This window comes from Ruegeria sp. YTSA135 (assembly GCF_059610165.1).
In genome coordinates this window covers 512095-527305 of the sequence record NZ_JBXWNC010000001.1, presented here as the reverse complement: position 1 = coordinate 527305, position 15211 = coordinate 512095, and the positions used below count along the sequence as shown (strand labels likewise).

The window sequence follows — 15211 nt, the reverse complement described above, 5'->3', positions numbered from 1 at the left end:
CTTATTCCCCGCAGATATTTTGTAGCCGGACCCAGTCGCGGTCCGGCAGAACCTGTTGCAGAGGGCGGCCGGCCATTGGGTCCGCCTCGATCAGGCCCAGAACCGTTTCACCGGTGACATCCACCGCATAGGCATATGGCGTTGAAGGAAGCGCCGTTTGTGCAAACACCTCTAACACATCATCGTCGGGCAAGGATGGGCGTGGTTCTGACAGAACCTGCTCGGTATAAGTGTCGATGATCTCAGGCGTCAGTTCTCCGGTTGTCAGCAGCCGGAAAGCCGTTGTGACGCCGGTACGATCCAACAGGTCATCCAGCGGATCCTGCGCCTCAGTACGGGCACGCTCTGCGATGATATAGCCTGCGGCAACCGAGGGGTCCTCGTGATCTTCGACCAGCGCCCGGTTCAGCAGAACAATTCCTCCGGGCAGGCTCAGAGTGGTTTGCACCCCCGCGGGCAGAATGACGATTTTCCGAACACCAGTGCGGGCAGCCAACTGGCCCAAAGCGGCCTGTGCGTCGTTTGACGTACAAGCGCGGCCCGAGACCCGTTCGATGCGGCGAAGGATCGTATTTCCGATATCCTGCCGTTTGATGTTCGGCACAACCGAGATGACATGGTTCTGCAAGGCAACCGGTAGCCACAGCAGCAACAAGGCGGCCACGGCGGCGAACACCCCTGCGACGGTGACCCAACGCAACCGGCCGGGATGCGGCCGCGCCCGTTCGATGGCCCGTTGCAGCCGGTCGATCGCCTCGATCATCGTGGTCTCGGTTTCCGCCAGTTCCAGCGTTTCAGCCGGATCGCCGTCCGGGTTGAATATGGCCGGAAACCCACCGGGATTCTGCCGCTCGAGCGCAGCCAGCGACCAATGCGTCAACGCCTGTTCGTTGAAGTCCGAGATCGTCAGTGTGGCCTCGCCAATTGACACCACCACCTCGCGCCGTTGCATATCCGGCGAGGGGCGCCACAGACCGGTGGCCTCGATCCGCTGGTACTGTTTAAGGGCCGTTTTCAAGGTGAGGGTGCTCGTGATTATTTTTCGTCAGCTTAACATGCGAAAATCCAAAGGCGCAAACCTGTTGCGCGCCGTTTTGAAAATGTGCTGGATATCGCAACGCGCGGTCGCGATGTATGTTTGGCGGTCAAAAAGCGCCGTAGCACTCGGAGAGGCAGCATGATCATTTCGCGCGGGCGTCGCTACGTCTTTGTTCATATTCCAAAGACGGGCGGCACGTCTTTGGCGCAGGCTTTGGAAGATCGTGCGATGAAAGATGACATCCTGTTGGGAGATACGCCCAAAGCTGTAAAACGACGCAAAAGGGCCAAGGCTTTGACGGGTAGGGGACGATTGTGGAAGCATTCAACCCTGGCCGATATCGACGGGGTTCTGTCGATAGACGAACTTCAATCCCTGACCACGTTCACAATGGTGCGTAACCCGTGGGACCGGATCGTCAGTTACTATTACTGGCTGCGTGTTCAACGCTTTGACCACCCCGCAGTTTCGCTGGTGCAGAGGTTGAAATTTGATGAGTTTGTTCTGCACCCTGAAACGGTACGATCATTTCGACGGAACCCCGCCCGGCGGTACATGACCCGCGCTGATGGGGTCGAGCAGTGTCGGTTCTATATCCGTCTGGAACAGTTCACTCAGGATGCGAACGCCTTGTTCGATCACCTTGGGTTCCACCTGACCTTGCCTGGGTTGAACCGGTCACAGCGACAGAAAGATTATCGTCACTATTACACCGATCGGTCGGCTTCGGTTGTCGCCGAAGCCTGCAATGAGGATATCGCAAGATTCGGGTATGCGTTTGATCCGGCGAGCGACGCATAGTTTCCAAATCTATCCTAATGAGCATTTTTCCTCTAATGTTGTTTGGATTTTCTGTGCATATGGCGGCAGAAATGGCCTAAATCTGTCCTTAATATGTCAAAAATAAGTCACCGCGTCGGGTCCTATGGTACTCATCGTTCTTAGTTGTTTTGAGTAAATAGTGAGTTCGGTTTTTGGAGAAAGTTGAGAGTGTCATAAGTTTTCCCCCACGCCCTGACGCCCGGGGTACGGCTGAACCGCAGGCCGCGTTGAGTGCGCGCCGGGGCGGTCTGGTCCATGGAACCAGGGTTTCCACGAATGGTGGGTGGAAGCCTGTAGAACAAATACAGCCCGGTGACCTGATACGCACAATGGATAATGGGTTTCAGGCGGTAAGCCGCGTTGCAACGGATTGCATCACTGTGTCACCGGATGAAACCAAGGCCGAGAATATGCCGATCCGCGTGCCATCGCACATGGCCTATAATGACCGGCCGGTCTGGCTGATGCCTGAGCAGGGCGTGGCTTTGGACACTACCAAGCTCTATCATGACCTTATCGCGCTTCCGTTTAGTCTGCCGGTTGTATCGGCACGGTTGCTGCGCGGTATGTTTCGGATCACTTCAGATGTTCCAGCATCGTATTTTGACATCTCAACCCTGTTCTTCGATCAGGATGAGGTGATCTATATCGAAGGCGGGTTTCGCGCCTTCTGCCCCTCGGGGCGTTTTGGATCGCGCAACATTCCCGGTCGCGCGTCTTATAAGGTTGTCGGGTCCGAGGCTGCAGCGGAATTGATTTCTCTGACAGCAAAGCGCAGAGATGTTGCCGTTCTGGCGAATTCTCTGGGGTCTTTGCCCGCACCGATTTTCGATCACGCCATTGTTCCGGCAAGGCCGGTCAGGGGGGCTCGTCGTCCCGGACGCCCGGGTCGTCCCGTGATCAGAACCTGAATGGGAAGCTGTATCTGAGACAGCAAGCAAACGCTGGCGCGAGGGGGCACGCGCCAGCGTTTTTCTTTAGGCGGCCTTGGCTTCGGGGTTGAAGCGACCATAGAAGCTTTGGCCTTTTTCAGCCATTTCGCGCAGCAACGGCGGGCAGGCGAACCGTTCGCCATAGGCTTGGGCCAATTGATCGCAACGCTCCGCGGCATAAGGCGTACCGATAATGTCCAACCAGCTGAAGGGGCCGCCCGACCACGGTGCAAAGCCCCAACCGAGGATCGCGCCGACGTCGCCTTCGCGGATGTCTTCCAGAACGTCTTCCTCCAGCGCGCGGACCGCTTCAAGCACCTGCGCAAACATCAGGCGTTCCTGCACTTCGATCAGGTCGGGCTGGTCTTCGGCATGCGGGTATTTCTCTTGCAGGCCTTTCCAGTATTCGACGCGCTTGCCCTTTTCGTCATAGTCGAAAAAGCCCGCATTGGCCTTGCGGCCCAAACGGCCCTGTTCCTCCATCCAGAAGATGACGTCATCGGATGGGCTTTCCGGATAATCATCGCCCATCGCTGCCTTTGTGGCACGCGCAATCTTAGCGCCCAGGTCAATCGAGGTCTCATCGGTCAGCTGGATCGGACCAACCGGGAAACCCAGTTGACGCGCAGCATTGTCGATCAGCACCGGGTTCACACCCTCGGCAATCATCCGAACACCTTCGTTGATGTAGGGGATGATGCAACGGTTCGCGTAGAAGAAGCGCGCATCGTTGACGACGATCGGGGTCTTTCTGATCTGGCGCACGTAGTCCAGCGCCTTGGCTACGGCGCGATCACCGGTTTCCTTGCCCTTGATGATCTCAACCAGGAACATCTTTTCAACCGGTGAAAAGAAGTGGATGCCGATAAACTGCTCGGGCCGTGCGGATGCTTTGGCCAGATCGGTGATCGGCAGGGTCGAGGTGTTCGAGGCAAAGATGCAGTCTTCCGGGATGATCGCCTCGACCTTCTTGGTCATCTCGGCCTTTACGCCCGGATCTTCGAACACGGCTTCGATGATCAGATCGCAGCCTTTCAGGTGATCCAGATCCGGTGTGGCTGTGATGCGGGACAACAGGGCTTCTTTCTTCTCAGGCGTGGCTTTACCGCGCTTGATGCCCTTGTCCAGATAGGCCTCGCTGTAGGCCTTGCCTTTGTCGGCGGCAGCCTGATCACGGTCGACCAGAACAACCTCCATCCCAGCCTGAGCCGAAACCAGCGCGATACCAGCGCCCATCATGCCAGCACCCAAAACGCCAACCTTTTTGACGCGCTGATCGGGCACATCCTTGGGACGGACTGCGCCTTTCTCTAACGCTTCCTTGTTCAGGAAAAGCGAGCGAATCATGGCCGACGAGGATGGGTTCATCAGGATCGAGGTGAACCACCGCGCCTCAATCCGCAGGGCGGTGTCAAAATCGACCAGCGCGCCTTCGTAGATCGAACTCAACAGAGCCTTGGCCGCCGGGAAAGCACCTTGGGTTTTACCGTGCACCATTGCGCTGGCGCCGACAAAGGTCATGAAGCCAGCAGGGTGATAGGGTGCCCCGCCAGGCATTTTGTAACCCTTCGCGTCCCAAGGCTTGACCAGATCGGCATCCTTGGCGTTCAGAACCCACTCTTTCGCGGCCGCAACCGGATCATCAGCCACGGCGTCGATCAGCTGCGCGCCCTTAGCTTTCTTCGGGTCCATCATCTTGCCTTCCAGCAGGACAGGGGCCGCCGCCATCGCGCCAACCATGCGGCTATAGCGCATAGTGCCGCCGCCACCCGGGAAAATTCCCAACAGGATTTCCGGCAAGCCAATTTTGGCTTTCGGGTTGTCGGTCATGACGCGGTGATGACAGGCCAGAGCGATCTCGGTCCCGATCCCGGCACAGGTGCCGTTGATTGCGCAGGCAATCGGCTTGCCGCCCTTCTTGGTCTTGGGGTCCATGCCCGCCAATTCCATCTTGCGCAGGATATGGTGGCCGCCCATCACGAAATCGAACAGAGCCTGCGCCGGTTCGTCACCAGCTTCCTGACGAATGGTCGCCAAGGTATTCAGGTCCATACCGCCGGCGAACGAGCCTTCCTTGCCGCTGGTAATCACAATGCCTTTGACCTCGTCATCCTCCAGCGCCTGATCAATCAGTTGGCTGACCTCCTGAAAGGCCTCGCGGGTCAGCACGTTCATGGACTTACCCTGCGCGTCCCAGGTGATGAATGCGACGCCGTCTGCGTCTTTGGTCAGAGTGAAATCAGTCATTGTCATCTCCAATCTGGTCAGCCGTCAGCGGGCTACCGTCTTTTCGGGTGAAAGAGAATCCGTTCTCATCATCCTTCACCATCATGTCTATGTCGCTGTAATAGCCGGTCTCGGTCGGGGTCCGAGTGCCCACCACCAGAAAGGTCGCGGGCGCATCGGTTTTGTTCACAAGCTGATGGCCGTTGGCCTCACCTGCAGGCCAAGCGGCGCAGTCACCGGGCTGCATCTCATGCTCACCATCGTCTTCGATCAGCACGCATGTGCCGCTGAGCATGATGGCAAACTCATCCTGCTGCATGTGATAGTGGCGCAGCGAGGACATGCCCTGCGGTTCCAGCCGCACGATGTTGACCCCGTATTGGGTCAGACCGCCCGCATCCCCGATCCGCTGAACGAAACGACCTGCAGTCGCCTCGGCCAGCTTACCGGGATAGGACGATCCCCCTTGAAAAGGGATCTGAGAGGGATCCAGCTTGGGCATCAGACCCGCTCGATAATGGTTGCGGCACCCATGCCGGACGCGATGCAGAGCGTGGCTAGACCGGTTTCCTTGTCCTGACGCTCCAGCTCATCCAAAAGCGTGCCGATGATCATTGCACCGGTCGCGCCCAGCGGGTGACCCATCGCGATTGAACCGCCGTTGACGTTGACCTGTTCGGGATCGACATCGAACGCCTGCTGGAACCGCAGCACGACCGAGGCGAAGGCTTCGTTCACTTCGAACAGATCCAAGTCACTGATCTTCATGCCGTTATCGGCCAGAATCTTTTCGGTCACCGGAACCGGGCCGGTCAGCATGATAGTCGGGTCAGTGCCGATCTTGGCGGTCGCTTTGATGCGAGCACGCGGTTTCAGGCCGTATTTCTCACCGAATTCCTTGTTGCCGATCAGAACAGCCGCCGCACCATCCACGATGCCCGAGCTGTTGCCCGCGTGATGGATGTGGTTGATCTTTTCCAGGTGCGGGTATTTCAGCATCGCCACCTTGTCGAAACCCGGCATCTGCTCGCCCATCATCTGGAAGGACGGGTTCAACGCGCCGAGGCTCTGCATGTCGGTACCGGGGCGCATGTATTCATCGCGGTCCAGAATGGTCAGGCCGTTCTGGTCCTTGATGGTGATTACCGACTTTTCGAAACGGTTGTCTTCCCAAGCCGCTGCCGCGCGTTTCTGAGATTCTACAGCCAGTGCGTCGGCGTCGTCGCGGCTGAAGCCATATTCGGTGGCAATGATATCGGCCGAGATACCTTGCGGCACGAAATAGGTCTCCATCGCCAGCGTCGGATCAACGGCAATCGCAGCACCGTCGCTGCCCATGGCCACACGGCCCATCATCTCGACTCCGCCCGCGATATACGCTTCGCCTGCGCCTCCTTTGACCTGGTTCGCGGCCAGGTTCACGGCTTCCATGCCCGAGGCACAGAAGCGGTTGATTGCCAGGCCGGGGATCGACTGATCCAGATTCGAGGCCAGAACCGCCGAGCGCGCCAGACAGCCGCCTTGCTCCATCACCTGCGTGACGTTGCCCCAGATCACATCCTCAACGGCGTGGCCTTCAAGGTTGTTGCGTTCCTTGATCGCGTTCAGGGTCAAGGCGGACAGGCGCACCGAGGTTACCTCGTGCAGGCTGCCATCCTTGCGGCCCTTGCCGCGCGGGGTGCGCAGGGCGTCATAAATATAAGCTTCGGTCATGGGTCTTCTCCTTAAGCTCGATCCGACGGGTTGCCGGGCATCAGGTCATAGGGGTGTTTCCAGCCGGGCTGTTCCGACAATCGGGTCAGCCAGGCGTTGATATTGGGCCAGTCGGCGCGGTCAAAGCCAAACGGTTCCGGATAATACAGGTAGCCGCAACAGCTGATATCGGCATTGGTGACACCGTCACCGACGATCCAGTCGCGCCCGCTCAAGTGGCTCTCCAGAACTTGATACGCGCCTTTCAGACGGCCTTGGTTGAATGCGATCACGTCGGCATTGCGGTGCTCGGGTGGCAGAAAGTTCATCAGAAACCGGGTGACCCCGGCCATCGAGCTGAGTTTGTGGTTGTCCCACAGAACCCAGCGGAAGATTTCGTAATTCTCATCCCGGTCCTTGCCGCCAAACTTACCCGATTTCTCGGTCACATAGGCCTGAATGGCTCCGGACTGGCTGGTGCGGAAATCGCCATCTATCATGACGGGCGCTTCGCCCATTTCATTGACTTCGGCCCGATATTCGGGCGTGCGCGTTGCACCGTTGAAGAAATCGACAAACACAGGTTCCCACTCAAGGCCGGATAACTCGAGCGCTAAAGCGGCCTTGTAAGAGTTCCCGCTTTCTCCGAAGCAGTGAAGTTTGATGGTCATAGGATCGTCCTTCCAAAGGCGTGTGGTGCGGTGCCGAAACACGCGTATTTCGAGAAAGCTGAACCATTCAGGTAGGCAGGGTTCGTCTTGCTGAAAACACGCATATCGAAAGCAAGTTTGACGAAAGCTGTCAGCGCTTGCGCGCCTCTAGCTCGGAATTGAAGGCGCGCAGTCGGCGGGTCAGTTTATCCTCATGAATGATGTTGTCGAAGTTTTCGAACAGGAAAGACAACGCCTCACCTTCGTCAAGACCAGCTTCATGGGCGAAGCCGCGAAGCTTACGGTATCCGTCCTCGGTCATGGCGACGGGAAAGCGGCGTGTCAGGCGAAATCGTTTCGGCATTTCTCTCTCCTCCGAAAGTCCGGCCCGGGGGCGGGTGCCCACGGGCCGGGCTGCGATCAGAAGTTTGCTGCCTCAAGCGCCATGACCGTATCAGCGCCAGTCTGAATGCGCGCAAGGTGCATGGACGTGGCGGGCAGGCGACGCGCCATGTAGAAACGGCCCGTATTGATCTTGGTCTCGTAGAACTCCGTGTCCGAGGCACCGCCATCCAGAGCGTCTTGCGCGGCTTTTGCCATTTGCGCCCACATAAGGCCCAGGCAGACATGGCCGAACATATGCATGAAGTCATAAGAGCCAGACAGCGCGTTGTTCGGATTCTTCATACCTTCCTGCATGAAGTACATGCCAGCGGCTTGCAGGTCTTTCGACGCAGCTTTCAACGGTTCGATAAACGCCTTGTCATAGGCTTCGTTTTGGCCACCGTTTTCCTTGCAGAAGGTTTTGACCATTTCGAAGAACGCCATGACGTGCTTGCCGCCGTCCTGCGCCAGTTTTCGACCCACAAGGTCCAGCGCCTGAACGCCGTTTGCACCTTCGTAGATCATCGCGATCCGGGCGTCGCGCGTGTATTGCGACATGCCCCATTCTTCGATGTAGCCATGCCCGCCATAAACCTGCTGGGCCTGAACGGTCATTTCATAGCCCTGATCTGTCAGGAAGCCCTTGATGACCGGGGTCAGCAAGGAGATCAGACCATCCGCATCCTTGTCACTCGACCTGTGCGCCTTGTCGATCATGGTCGCACCCCAAAGGATGAACGCGCGTGCGCCCTCGGTAAAGCTTTTCTGATCCATCAGGTTGCGGCGGATGTCGGGATGTACGATCAGCGGGTCGGCGGGGCCGTCCGGGTTTTTCACACCTGTCACATCGCGGCCCTGCAGCCGATCCTTGGCATATTCCAGTGCGTTCTGGAACGCAGCCTCGGCTTGGGCCAAACCCTGCATGCCCACACCCAGACGCGCTTCGTTCATCATTGTGAACATGGCGCGCATGCCCTTGTGTTCCTCGCCCAGCAGCCATCCTGTGGAGTCGTCGTAATTCATGACGCAGGTCGAGTTTCCGTGGATGCCCATTTTTTCTTCGATCTTGCCGACCGAAACACCATTGCGTTCACCCAGAGACCCATCTTCATTGACGATGAACTTGGGCACGATGAACAGCGACACGCCCTTGATGCCCTCGGGGCCGCCGGGGATCTTGGCCAGCACCAGGTGAACGATGTTGTCGGCCATGTCGTGATCGCCGGATGAGATAAAGATTTTCTGGCCGGTGATCTTGTAGCTGCCATCACCCTGCGGTTCCGCCTTGGTGCGCATCAGGCCCAGATCCGTGCCACAATGCGGTTCGGTCAGGTTCATGGTGCCGGTCCATTCACAGCTAACCATATTGGGCAGGTATTTGTTCTTTTGCTCGTCAGTGCCGTGCGCCAGAATGGCGGATGCGGCACCGTGCGTCAGACCCTGGTACATTGTGAAGGCCTGGTTCGCGGCCGAGAACATCTCGCCCACTGCGGTGCCGATAACGTATGGCATGTTCTGGCCACCGTATTCCTCGGGCATGTCGAGACCGGTCCAGCCGCCTTCTTTCATCTGCTCGAAGGCACCTTTGAATCCTGTGGGCGTGTACACGATGCCATTTTCCAGCCGACACCCTTCGGTGTCACCCACAACGTTAAGCGGGTGCAGAACATTAGTGGCGACCTTGCCGGCTTCTTCAAGCACGGCGCCAGTGAATTCAGCCTCCAGTTCGCTGTATCCCGGAATGTCAGATTCCGATACTTTCAGAACATTGTGCAAAATGAACTGAGTGTCTTTGGTAGGCGCATTATAGACGGGCATTTGAAGCTCCCTTAAATTCAGATGTCCGGGGATAAGGCCGTGAGGGTTATTCAGCGGCCTTTTTCTCATTCTTCATCGAGGCGATGACTTTCTCGCCCCAGCGCAGCTGTTCTTTCAGATCGTCAATGGCTTGGGTCAGCTCTTCACGGCGGGCTTCCATATCTGCCAGACGTTCCCTTGCGATTTCGAAGGTCCGGGTCATCTGGGTCATTTGCTGGTCGCCCACATGGTACAGGTCCAGTAGCTGCCGGATCTCTTCCAGACTAAAACCGAAACGCTTGCCGCGCAGGATCAGCTTGAGACGCGCCCGGTCACGTTTGGTGAACAGACGTTTCTGCCCCTCGCGGATTGGAAACAAAAGCTCCTTGGCCTCGTAAAAACGCAAGGTGCGCGGCGTGACATCATATGTCTCGCACATTTCACGGATGGTCATAAGATCTTCGGTCATGGTTTCAGTACTTTCGTCACTGGCGTCTAAACAGTCAGGTGCGCAGTTGATGCGCAGGTTACAACACGTAGATGACGTTCACGTAATGCAAACGCTACGTCACTCTGAAAGTTTACGTAACTTCCTCTTGCGTCAAGATGCGGTTTGCCTTCGGTTCAAGGCGTGACGTAACGGAATTTTAAAGGATGGCTTAGCGACACACAGCGTCAGACAGGGCCAAAAGCCCAGGCGGATAGGCAAGCGATACCGGTATTCTAACCCCGAAAGGGATCAGCCAAGGGATTTAGCTGTCTGTTCGCGCAGGCGTTGGAGTTCTTCCATCGCCTCGTCCAATTGCTGACGCTGTTTTTCCAGCTCCGGCATTTGCCGGTCAGCCAGCTTGATGAACTCGGCCATCTGAGCGCGGTTCCCTTGATCTTCGTAAATCAACAGCCATTGACGAATTTCTTCTAATGAAAAGCCAAACAGCCGTCCGCGCATGATCAATTTCATCCGCGCGCATTCACGTGGCCCATAGTAACGGGTGCGGCCTTCGCGCTCGGGGTTCAACAACTCGATATATTCATAATATCGCAAGGTGCGCTTAGTTACATCGAACTTTTCGCACATCTCGTTTAATGACAAACGGTTGTCAGTCATTTCGGGTCTCCTCGCCTGCAAACTAGGGCGTCGTGGCGACAAGCGCAACAGGCGGCCTTGCTCTTTTGCTGGGCACAGGCTCATAAAGGGTGAAATCGAAGGGATACATACACATGGTCGACAAAGTAGCGATTGCGCGCCGGTTCATTGAGGCGATCCCGCATGCCAAGGCGCTTGGGCTTAACTTGTCCACAATCAGCGAAGGTGAGGCTGAAATCACCATGCCATACAACCCTGATCTGGTCGGAGATCCCAGAACCGGCGTGATCCACGGCGGGGCCGTTTTCGCGGCGCTGGATACCTGCTGTGGTGCTGCTGTCATGAGCCACCCCTCGGCCCCGGGCGCGACGGCCACGATAGACCTGCGGATCGACTACATGCGCGCCGCAACGCCGGGGCAAAACATAACGACCCACGCCATCTGCTATCACATTACCCGCAACGTCGCCTTTGTCCGTGCAACTGCGATGGACGATGATCGGGACAGACCGGTGGCGACCGCCGCAGGAGCCTTCACGGTGGAGGGGCTGTGATGGCGCGCCTTCGTCCCGAACCCATGCAGGTTGTCAAGCAACGCCGTGACGCGGCCCTGAACGCGATTGTCGAGGGGGTGCCCTATATCCGCTTTCTCAACATTACCTTCGACCGACGCGGGGATGAGCTGACAGGCGTGTTGAACTTTGACGATAAGCTGATTGGAAATCCGCTATTGCCCGCACTGCACGGGGGCGTCACGGCGGCATTCCTGGAAGTCACCGCTGTGATTACGCTGAGTTGGGAGTATTTCTTTCCCCGTATCGAAAGCGGTGAGATTGATCCTGAAGACCTGTTCGAGGCTGAAACGATACGGTTCCCGAAAACCGTCGATTTCACTGTTGATTACCTGCGCTCTGGCTTGCCTCGGGATGCCTATGCCCGGGCTTTCGTCAGCCGGTCTGGCCGCAGATACGCTTCGGTCCGGGTTGAGGCCTGGCAGGACAATCACGCGCGCCCGATTGCGCAGGCCACAGGGCATTTCCTGATGCCGCAATCCGATCCGAAAAAAGAGTAGACTGCGATGCAGGATACCTCGGCACCCCTTACGCATAGACGGGTGTTGAAGATCGCAATTCCGATCGTTTTGTCCAACGCGACAGTCCCAATTCTGGGCGCGGTCGATACCGGTGTGGTTGGTCAGATGGGGCAGGCGGCACCGATCGGAGCGGTGGGAATGGGTGCTGTCATTCTGGCAAGTATTTACTGGATTTTTGGTTTTCTGCGCATGGGTACGACGGGCCTGGCGGCACAGGCACGCGGGGCCGGTGATGCGGCGGAAACTGGCGCGCTGTTGATGCGCGGGCTGCTCTTGGGCGGTTCGGCAGGGATGGTGTTTATCCTTGTCCAGGTGTGGGTGTTCCTGGGTGCGTTTGCCCTGTCGCCTGCGAGCCCCGAGGTCGAAGCGTTGACGCGCGATTACCTGCAGATCCGTATTTGGGGCGCACCAGCGACGATTGCTCTTTATGCCGTCACGGGCTGGCTTATCGCGGTTGAACGGACCCGGGGCGTATTTGTTTTGCAGGTATGGATGAACGGGCTGAATGTCGTGCTGAACCTGTGGTTCGTTCTGGGCCTTGGCTGGGGGGTTGAGGGGGTTGCAATCGCCACTCTGATTGCCGAATGGACCGGGCTGGCGCTGGGCCTTTGGTTATGTCGCAATGCGTTCGGTGGGAACCAATGGCGCGACTGGCCGCGCATATTCGACGGGGCGCGGCTGCGTCGGATGATGCAGGTGAATGGCGATATCATGATCCGATCGGTCTTGCTGACCGGCTCGTTCACCACGTTTCTGTTTGTTGGATCGGATCTGGGGGATGTGAACCTCGCCGCCAACCAGGTGTTGCTGCAATTTCTTGAAATCACAGCGTTTTCATTGGATGGGTTCGCTTTTTCTGCCGAAGCGCTCGTCGGCAGTGCAGTCGGTGCGCGCGACCGGTATCGGGTGCGGCGTGCGTCGATCATGACATCGCAATGGGGGGTAGGCGGCGCGGTGTTGCTGGGATCAGCATTCTTCTTTGCCGGGCCGGTCTTGATCGACGTGATGACGACTTCATCCGAGGTGCGCATCGCCGCGCGCGAATATTTGATCTGGGTCGCGCTGGCGCCAATCATCGGTGTGACCAGTTGGATGTTCGATGGTATTTATATCGGTGCCACGTGGACCCGCGCCATGCGCGACGCGATGATCCAGTCGGTTGCGATCTACGTGGTCGCTTTGTTTGTTCTGGTGCCGGCGCTGGGCAACCATGGCCTTTGGGCCGCGCTGATGGTGCTGAACATCGCGCGCGGTGTTACCTTGGGCTGGCGCTATCCAAGGCTTGAGGCGCAGGTGGGTTAAAGCAGCGACAGCAACTCTTCCGGTGGACGCCCGATGGCAGCTTTGTCACCTGCAATGGCAAGGGGGCGCTCAATCAGGATTGGGTTCTCGGCCATTGCGGAAATCAATTCATCCGCCGGTGAGGATTCGGTCAGACCCAGTTCCTTGAACCGCTTTTCCCCCGTCCGCATCATGTCGATTGGTTCGATGCCAAGTTTGTTGAGCACCTCGCGCAGTTCACCGACCGAGGGTGCATCCTCAAGGTATTTGCGCAGCTCAACTTGCGCGCCGTTCTGCTCAAGCAGGTCCAGCCCGGTACGGGATTTCGAACAGCGGGGATTGTGCCAGTACGTGATCATATCCAGTCCTCTCTTTTGCTTCCAACAGCTTGCGCGACAGAATTAAACCCATCGCGCGCCAAAAGTTCATCCAGCCCTTCAGCAATCTCAGCCGCCAATGAGATACCCCCGTAGACCAGCGCGGTATATAGCTGAACGGCAGATGCCCCGGCGCAAATCTTGGCATAGGCCTGTTGTGCGCTGCTAATGCCACCGACACCGATCAGTGGGATTTTACCCCCGGTCAGTGCACTGAGCTGCGCAAGAACCCGCGTCGATTTTTCAAAAAGGGGAGCGCCGGAAAGACCACCTGTTTCACCCTTGTGAGCGCTTACCAGACCGTCGCGGCTGAGGGTGGTATTGGTGGCGATCACCGCGTCCACACCGGTTTCCAACGCCACATCGGCAATGTCTTGCAGCTCGGCCTCGGACAGGTCAGGCGCGATTTTCAGAAAAATCGGGATGGGGCGGGGCAAGTCGTTTCGGGTTTCAATCACACCGCCCAACAGCGCGCCAAGCGCCGCCTTGCCTTGTAAATCCCGCAGTCTCTCGGTGTTGGGCGAAGAAACATTGACCGTGGCGAAATCTAGATGCGCGGCGCAACGGGCCAACACCTTGGCGAAATCACCGGGGCGGTCATCACTGTCCTTGTTTGCACCAAGGTTCAGGCCAATCACGGCGTCTTTGGGGCGACTGGCCAGACGGAGGGCCATGGCCTCCATCCCTTCGTTGTTAAAGCCAAAGCGGTTGATGGCGGCCTTGTCCTCGGACAGACGGAACAGGCGAGGTTTGGGGTTGCCGGGCTGTGGGCGAGGCGTGACGGCACCAACTTCGATAAAGCCAAAGCCGGTGCGGGATAACGGCGCCAGAGCCTCCCCGTTCTTGTCAAAACCTGCTGCCAGACCAACGGGATTGGACAAATCCAGCCCTGCCACGGTTGTTTTCAGGCGCCGCGACGTTACTGCCCCCGGCATCGGGGCCAATCCGGCTTTCAATGCCTTGATCGACATGCCATGGGCGGCTTCGGGGTCCATTCTGTGCAGGACAGCAAGACCTAGTTTCTCAGTCAGCTTCATCCGAAAGCCTCTCCACCCTCTGTCGGCGCACACCGGATCAGGCGTGAGGTTTCTACTGCGGCCTGCCGGTGAATGACAGCGGCCTGATAGATCGAGTCAGTCACCATTTCCAAGAACGCGTGTGCCGTTGGGTAGCGGGCGATAAAGACCGCATCCCAAGTTTCATCCTGTGGACCGATCAGCGTGGTTTGAAATGCCCCGCGCCACAGGATCGACGCCCCTAGGCGGGCGATGATCGGGGCCGTTTCGGACCCGTATTTTCGATAGGCCTGCGCTCCGCTCAGCCCGGCATCCGCCAGTTCGTGCCCGGTCGGATACTCGGCGTTTTCACGAAACTTCACAAGGTTCAGCATTTCGATCGGATGGTCGCGGTCCAGCGATTTGAACGCTTCGAACTGGGCGCGGTCGGGGTCGATGAAAGTGGTCATTCCATCTCCTTTGGGAATCGATGGGCTTGCCCGTCAAAGGGCAAGGGGCGCGACCAGACAACATCGGTCATCCGAATCTGGCGGTAGAGATGAGGGAACAGGGCACCGCCGCGCGAAACCTCCCATTTCAGATCGTCGCCCATCGCATCCGCGTCGCAGGCCGACAGGGTAAGCCCCTGGACCCCGACAAAATGCTTGGCGGCTGTCTCGGCAGCTTGTTCGGCGGTCGAGAAGTGAACATAGCCGTCAGCGATATCAATCGGTGCGCCGTCCGACGCGCCTTGTTCCTGTAACGCAGCCCATTCACCGGACCGGAAAATCTTGTAAATCAGCATGCTGCCGTGATGCCCCGCAAGATGGGTAGAA

The 15211-nt window shown here is 57.8% G+C and carries 18 protein-coding genes; 5 read left to right on the top strand and 13 right to left on the bottom strand.

The window, feature by feature from the left end; genetic code table 11:
* Window position 1 precedes the first annotated feature (1 nt).
* A complete protein-coding gene (locus AC2FIT_RS02605) occupies window positions 2-1018 on the bottom strand; it encodes a hypothetical protein (protein WP_496826316.1) in 1017 nt (338 codons plus the stop codon).
* A 159-nt stretch (window positions 1019-1177) separates the two neighbouring features.
* Here AC2FIT_RS02605 and AC2FIT_RS02600 point away from each other — a divergent pair, with 159 nt between their 5' ends.
* Window positions 1178-1840 carry a sulfotransferase family 2 domain-containing protein gene (locus tag AC2FIT_RS02600; protein WP_496826314.1) on the top strand — a complete coding sequence of 221 codons (663 nt, stop codon included), beginning with the start codon at window positions 1178-1180 and terminating at the stop codon, window positions 1838-1840.
* A 173-nt stretch (window positions 1841-2013) separates the two neighbouring features.
* Window positions 2014-2772 carry a Hint domain-containing protein gene (locus AC2FIT_RS02595; RefSeq protein ID WP_496826312.1) on the top strand — a complete coding sequence of 253 codons (759 nt, stop codon included), beginning with the start codon at window positions 2014-2016 and terminating at the stop codon, window positions 2770-2772.
* Between the two features lie 66 nt (window positions 2773-2838).
* Here the strand turns inward: AC2FIT_RS02595 and AC2FIT_RS02590 are convergent, their stop codons facing one another.
* From AC2FIT_RS02590 to AC2FIT_RS02555, 8 genes are all read right to left on the bottom strand, one after another.
* Window positions 2839-5040, bottom strand: a complete 2202-nt coding sequence (locus tag AC2FIT_RS02590) for a 3-hydroxyacyl-CoA dehydrogenase NAD-binding domain-containing protein (RefSeq protein ID WP_496826310.1) — start codon at window positions 5038-5040, stop codon at window positions 2839-2841.
* Window positions 5033-5521: a cupin domain-containing protein gene (locus AC2FIT_RS02585; protein WP_496826308.1), complete on the bottom strand. Its 489-nt coding sequence runs from the start codon at window positions 5519-5521 to the stop codon at window positions 5033-5035. The genes AC2FIT_RS02590 and AC2FIT_RS02585 overlap by 8 nt, the downstream gene beginning before the upstream one ends.
* Window positions 5521-6732 carry an acetyl-CoA C-acetyltransferase gene (locus AC2FIT_RS02580; RefSeq protein ID WP_496826306.1) on the bottom strand — a complete coding sequence of 404 codons (1212 nt, stop codon included), beginning with the start codon at window positions 6730-6732 and terminating at the stop codon, window positions 5521-5523. Before AC2FIT_RS02580 ends, AC2FIT_RS02585 begins: the two co-directional genes overlap by 1 nt.
* Before the next feature lie 11 nt (window positions 6733-6743).
* The gene (locus AC2FIT_RS02575; RefSeq protein WP_496826304.1) at window positions 6744-7382 is read right to left on the bottom strand and encodes a glutathione S-transferase family protein; all 639 of its coding nucleotides are present in this window, start codon (window positions 7380-7382) and stop codon (window positions 6744-6746) included.
* Window positions 7383-7512: 130 nt separating this feature from the next.
* Window positions 7513-7725: a hypothetical protein gene (locus AC2FIT_RS02570; RefSeq protein WP_068332367.1), complete on the bottom strand. Its 213-nt coding sequence runs from the start codon at window positions 7723-7725 to the stop codon at window positions 7513-7515.
* Between the two features lie 56 nt (window positions 7726-7781).
* Window positions 7782-9563, bottom strand: a complete 1782-nt coding sequence (locus AC2FIT_RS02565) for an acyl-CoA dehydrogenase C-terminal domain-containing protein (protein ID WP_496826302.1) — start codon at window positions 9561-9563, stop codon at window positions 7782-7784.
* A gap of 46 nt (window positions 9564-9609) precedes the next feature.
* On the bottom strand, window positions 9610-10011 hold the full coding sequence (locus AC2FIT_RS02560) for a MerR family transcriptional regulator (RefSeq protein WP_068332361.1): 402 nt from the start codon (window positions 10009-10011) through the stop codon (window positions 9610-9612).
* Window positions 10012-10281: 270 nt separating this feature from the next.
* Window positions 10282-10650, bottom strand: coding sequence for a MerR family transcriptional regulator (locus AC2FIT_RS02555; protein ID WP_068332359.1), 369 nt, complete (start codon window positions 10648-10650; stop codon window positions 10282-10284).
* A 113-nt stretch (window positions 10651-10763) separates the two neighbouring features.
* Here AC2FIT_RS02555 and AC2FIT_RS02550 point away from each other — a divergent pair, with 113 nt between their 5' ends.
* The 3 genes from AC2FIT_RS02550 to AC2FIT_RS02540 are packed head-to-tail and all read left to right on the top strand — an operon-like array spanning window position 10764 to window position 13024.
* Window positions 10764-11183 carry a PaaI family thioesterase gene (locus AC2FIT_RS02550; RefSeq protein WP_496826299.1) on the top strand — a complete coding sequence of 140 codons (420 nt, stop codon included), beginning with the start codon at window positions 10764-10766 and terminating at the stop codon, window positions 11181-11183.
* Window positions 11183-11701, top strand: coding sequence for a PaaI family thioesterase (locus AC2FIT_RS02545; protein ID WP_496826297.1), 519 nt, complete (start codon window positions 11183-11185; stop codon window positions 11699-11701). The genes AC2FIT_RS02550 and AC2FIT_RS02545 overlap by 1 nt, the downstream gene beginning before the upstream one ends.
* Before the next feature lie 6 nt (window positions 11702-11707).
* Window positions 11708-13024 carry an MATE family efflux transporter gene (locus tag AC2FIT_RS02540; protein WP_496826295.1) on the top strand — a complete coding sequence of 439 codons (1317 nt, stop codon included), beginning with the start codon at window positions 11708-11710 and terminating at the stop codon, window positions 13022-13024.
* On the opposite strand, the gene arsC is transcribed toward AC2FIT_RS02540, so the two are convergent.
* The 4 genes from arsC to AC2FIT_RS02520 are packed head-to-tail and all read right to left on the bottom strand — an operon-like array spanning window position 13021 to window position 15180.
* Complete coding sequence (gene arsC / locus AC2FIT_RS02535) at window positions 13021-13362, bottom strand: arsenate reductase (glutaredoxin) (protein ID WP_496826293.1); 342 nt, start codon at window positions 13360-13362, stop codon at window positions 13021-13023. The genes AC2FIT_RS02540 and arsC overlap by 4 nt on opposite strands.
* The gene (locus AC2FIT_RS02530; protein WP_496826291.1) at window positions 13359-14417 is read right to left on the bottom strand and encodes a quinone-dependent dihydroorotate dehydrogenase; all 1059 of its coding nucleotides are present in this window, start codon (window positions 14415-14417) and stop codon (window positions 13359-13361) included. The genes arsC and AC2FIT_RS02530 overlap by 4 nt, the downstream gene beginning before the upstream one ends.
* A complete protein-coding gene (locus tag AC2FIT_RS02525; RefSeq protein WP_496826289.1) occupies window positions 14414-14845 on the bottom strand; it encodes a DUF1330 domain-containing protein in 432 nt (143 codons plus the stop codon). The genes AC2FIT_RS02530 and AC2FIT_RS02525 overlap by 4 nt, the downstream gene beginning before the upstream one ends.
* On the bottom strand, window positions 14842-15180 hold the full coding sequence (locus tag AC2FIT_RS02520) for a DUF952 domain-containing protein (RefSeq protein ID WP_496826287.1): 339 nt from the start codon (window positions 15178-15180) through the stop codon (window positions 14842-14844). Before AC2FIT_RS02520 ends, AC2FIT_RS02525 begins: the two co-directional genes overlap by 4 nt.
* Window positions 15181-15211 lie beyond the last annotated feature (31 nt).

Coding starts and splice junctions, on each gene's coding strand:
- AC2FIT_RS02560 (WP_068332361.1), bottom strand. CDS start 10,011: ATGACCGAAGATCTTATGACCATCCGTGAAATGTGCGAGACATATGAT.
- AC2FIT_RS02540 (WP_496826295.1), top strand. CDS start 11,708: ATGCAGGATACCTCGGCACCCCTTACGCATAGACGGGTGTTGAAGATC.
- AC2FIT_RS02565 (WP_496826302.1), bottom strand. CDS start 9,563: ATGCCCGTCTATAATGCGCCTACCAAAGACACTCAGTTCATTTTGCAC.
- AC2FIT_RS02525 (WP_496826289.1), bottom strand. CDS start 14,845: ATGACCACTTTCATCGACCCCGACCGCGCCCAGTTCGAAGCGTTCAAA.
- AC2FIT_RS02555 (WP_068332359.1), bottom strand. CDS start 10,650: ATGACTGACAACCGTTTGTCATTAAACGAGATGTGCGAAAAGTTCGAT.
- AC2FIT_RS02530 (WP_496826291.1), bottom strand. CDS start 14,417: ATGAAGCTGACTGAGAAACTAGGTCTTGCTGTCCTGCACAGAATGGAC.
- AC2FIT_RS02580 (WP_496826306.1), bottom strand. CDS start 6,732: ATGACCGAAGCTTATATTTATGACGCCCTGCGCACCCCGCGCGGCAAG.
- AC2FIT_RS02600 (WP_496826314.1), top strand. CDS start 1,178: ATGATCATTTCGCGCGGGCGTCGCTACGTCTTTGTTCATATTCCAAAG.
- arsC (WP_496826293.1), bottom strand. CDS start 13,362: ATGATCACGTACTGGCACAATCCCCGCTGTTCGAAATCCCGTACCGGG.
- AC2FIT_RS02585 (WP_496826308.1), bottom strand. CDS start 5,521: ATGCCCAAGCTGGATCCCTCTCAGATCCCTTTTCAAGGGGGATCGTCC.
- AC2FIT_RS02570 (WP_068332367.1), bottom strand. CDS start 7,725: ATGCCGAAACGATTTCGCCTGACACGCCGCTTTCCCGTCGCCATGACC.
- AC2FIT_RS02590 (WP_496826310.1), bottom strand. CDS start 5,040: ATGACTGATTTCACTCTGACCAAAGACGCAGACGGCGTCGCATTCATC.
- AC2FIT_RS02550 (WP_496826299.1), top strand. CDS start 10,764: ATGGTCGACAAAGTAGCGATTGCGCGCCGGTTCATTGAGGCGATCCCG.
- AC2FIT_RS02545 (WP_496826297.1), top strand. CDS start 11,183: ATGGCGCGCCTTCGTCCCGAACCCATGCAGGTTGTCAAGCAACGCCGT.
- AC2FIT_RS02520 (WP_496826287.1), bottom strand. CDS start 15,180: ATGCTGATTTACAAGATTTTCCGGTCCGGTGAATGGGCTGCGTTACAG.
- AC2FIT_RS02575 (WP_496826304.1), bottom strand. CDS start 7,382: ATGACCATCAAACTTCACTGCTTCGGAGAAAGCGGGAACTCTTACAAG.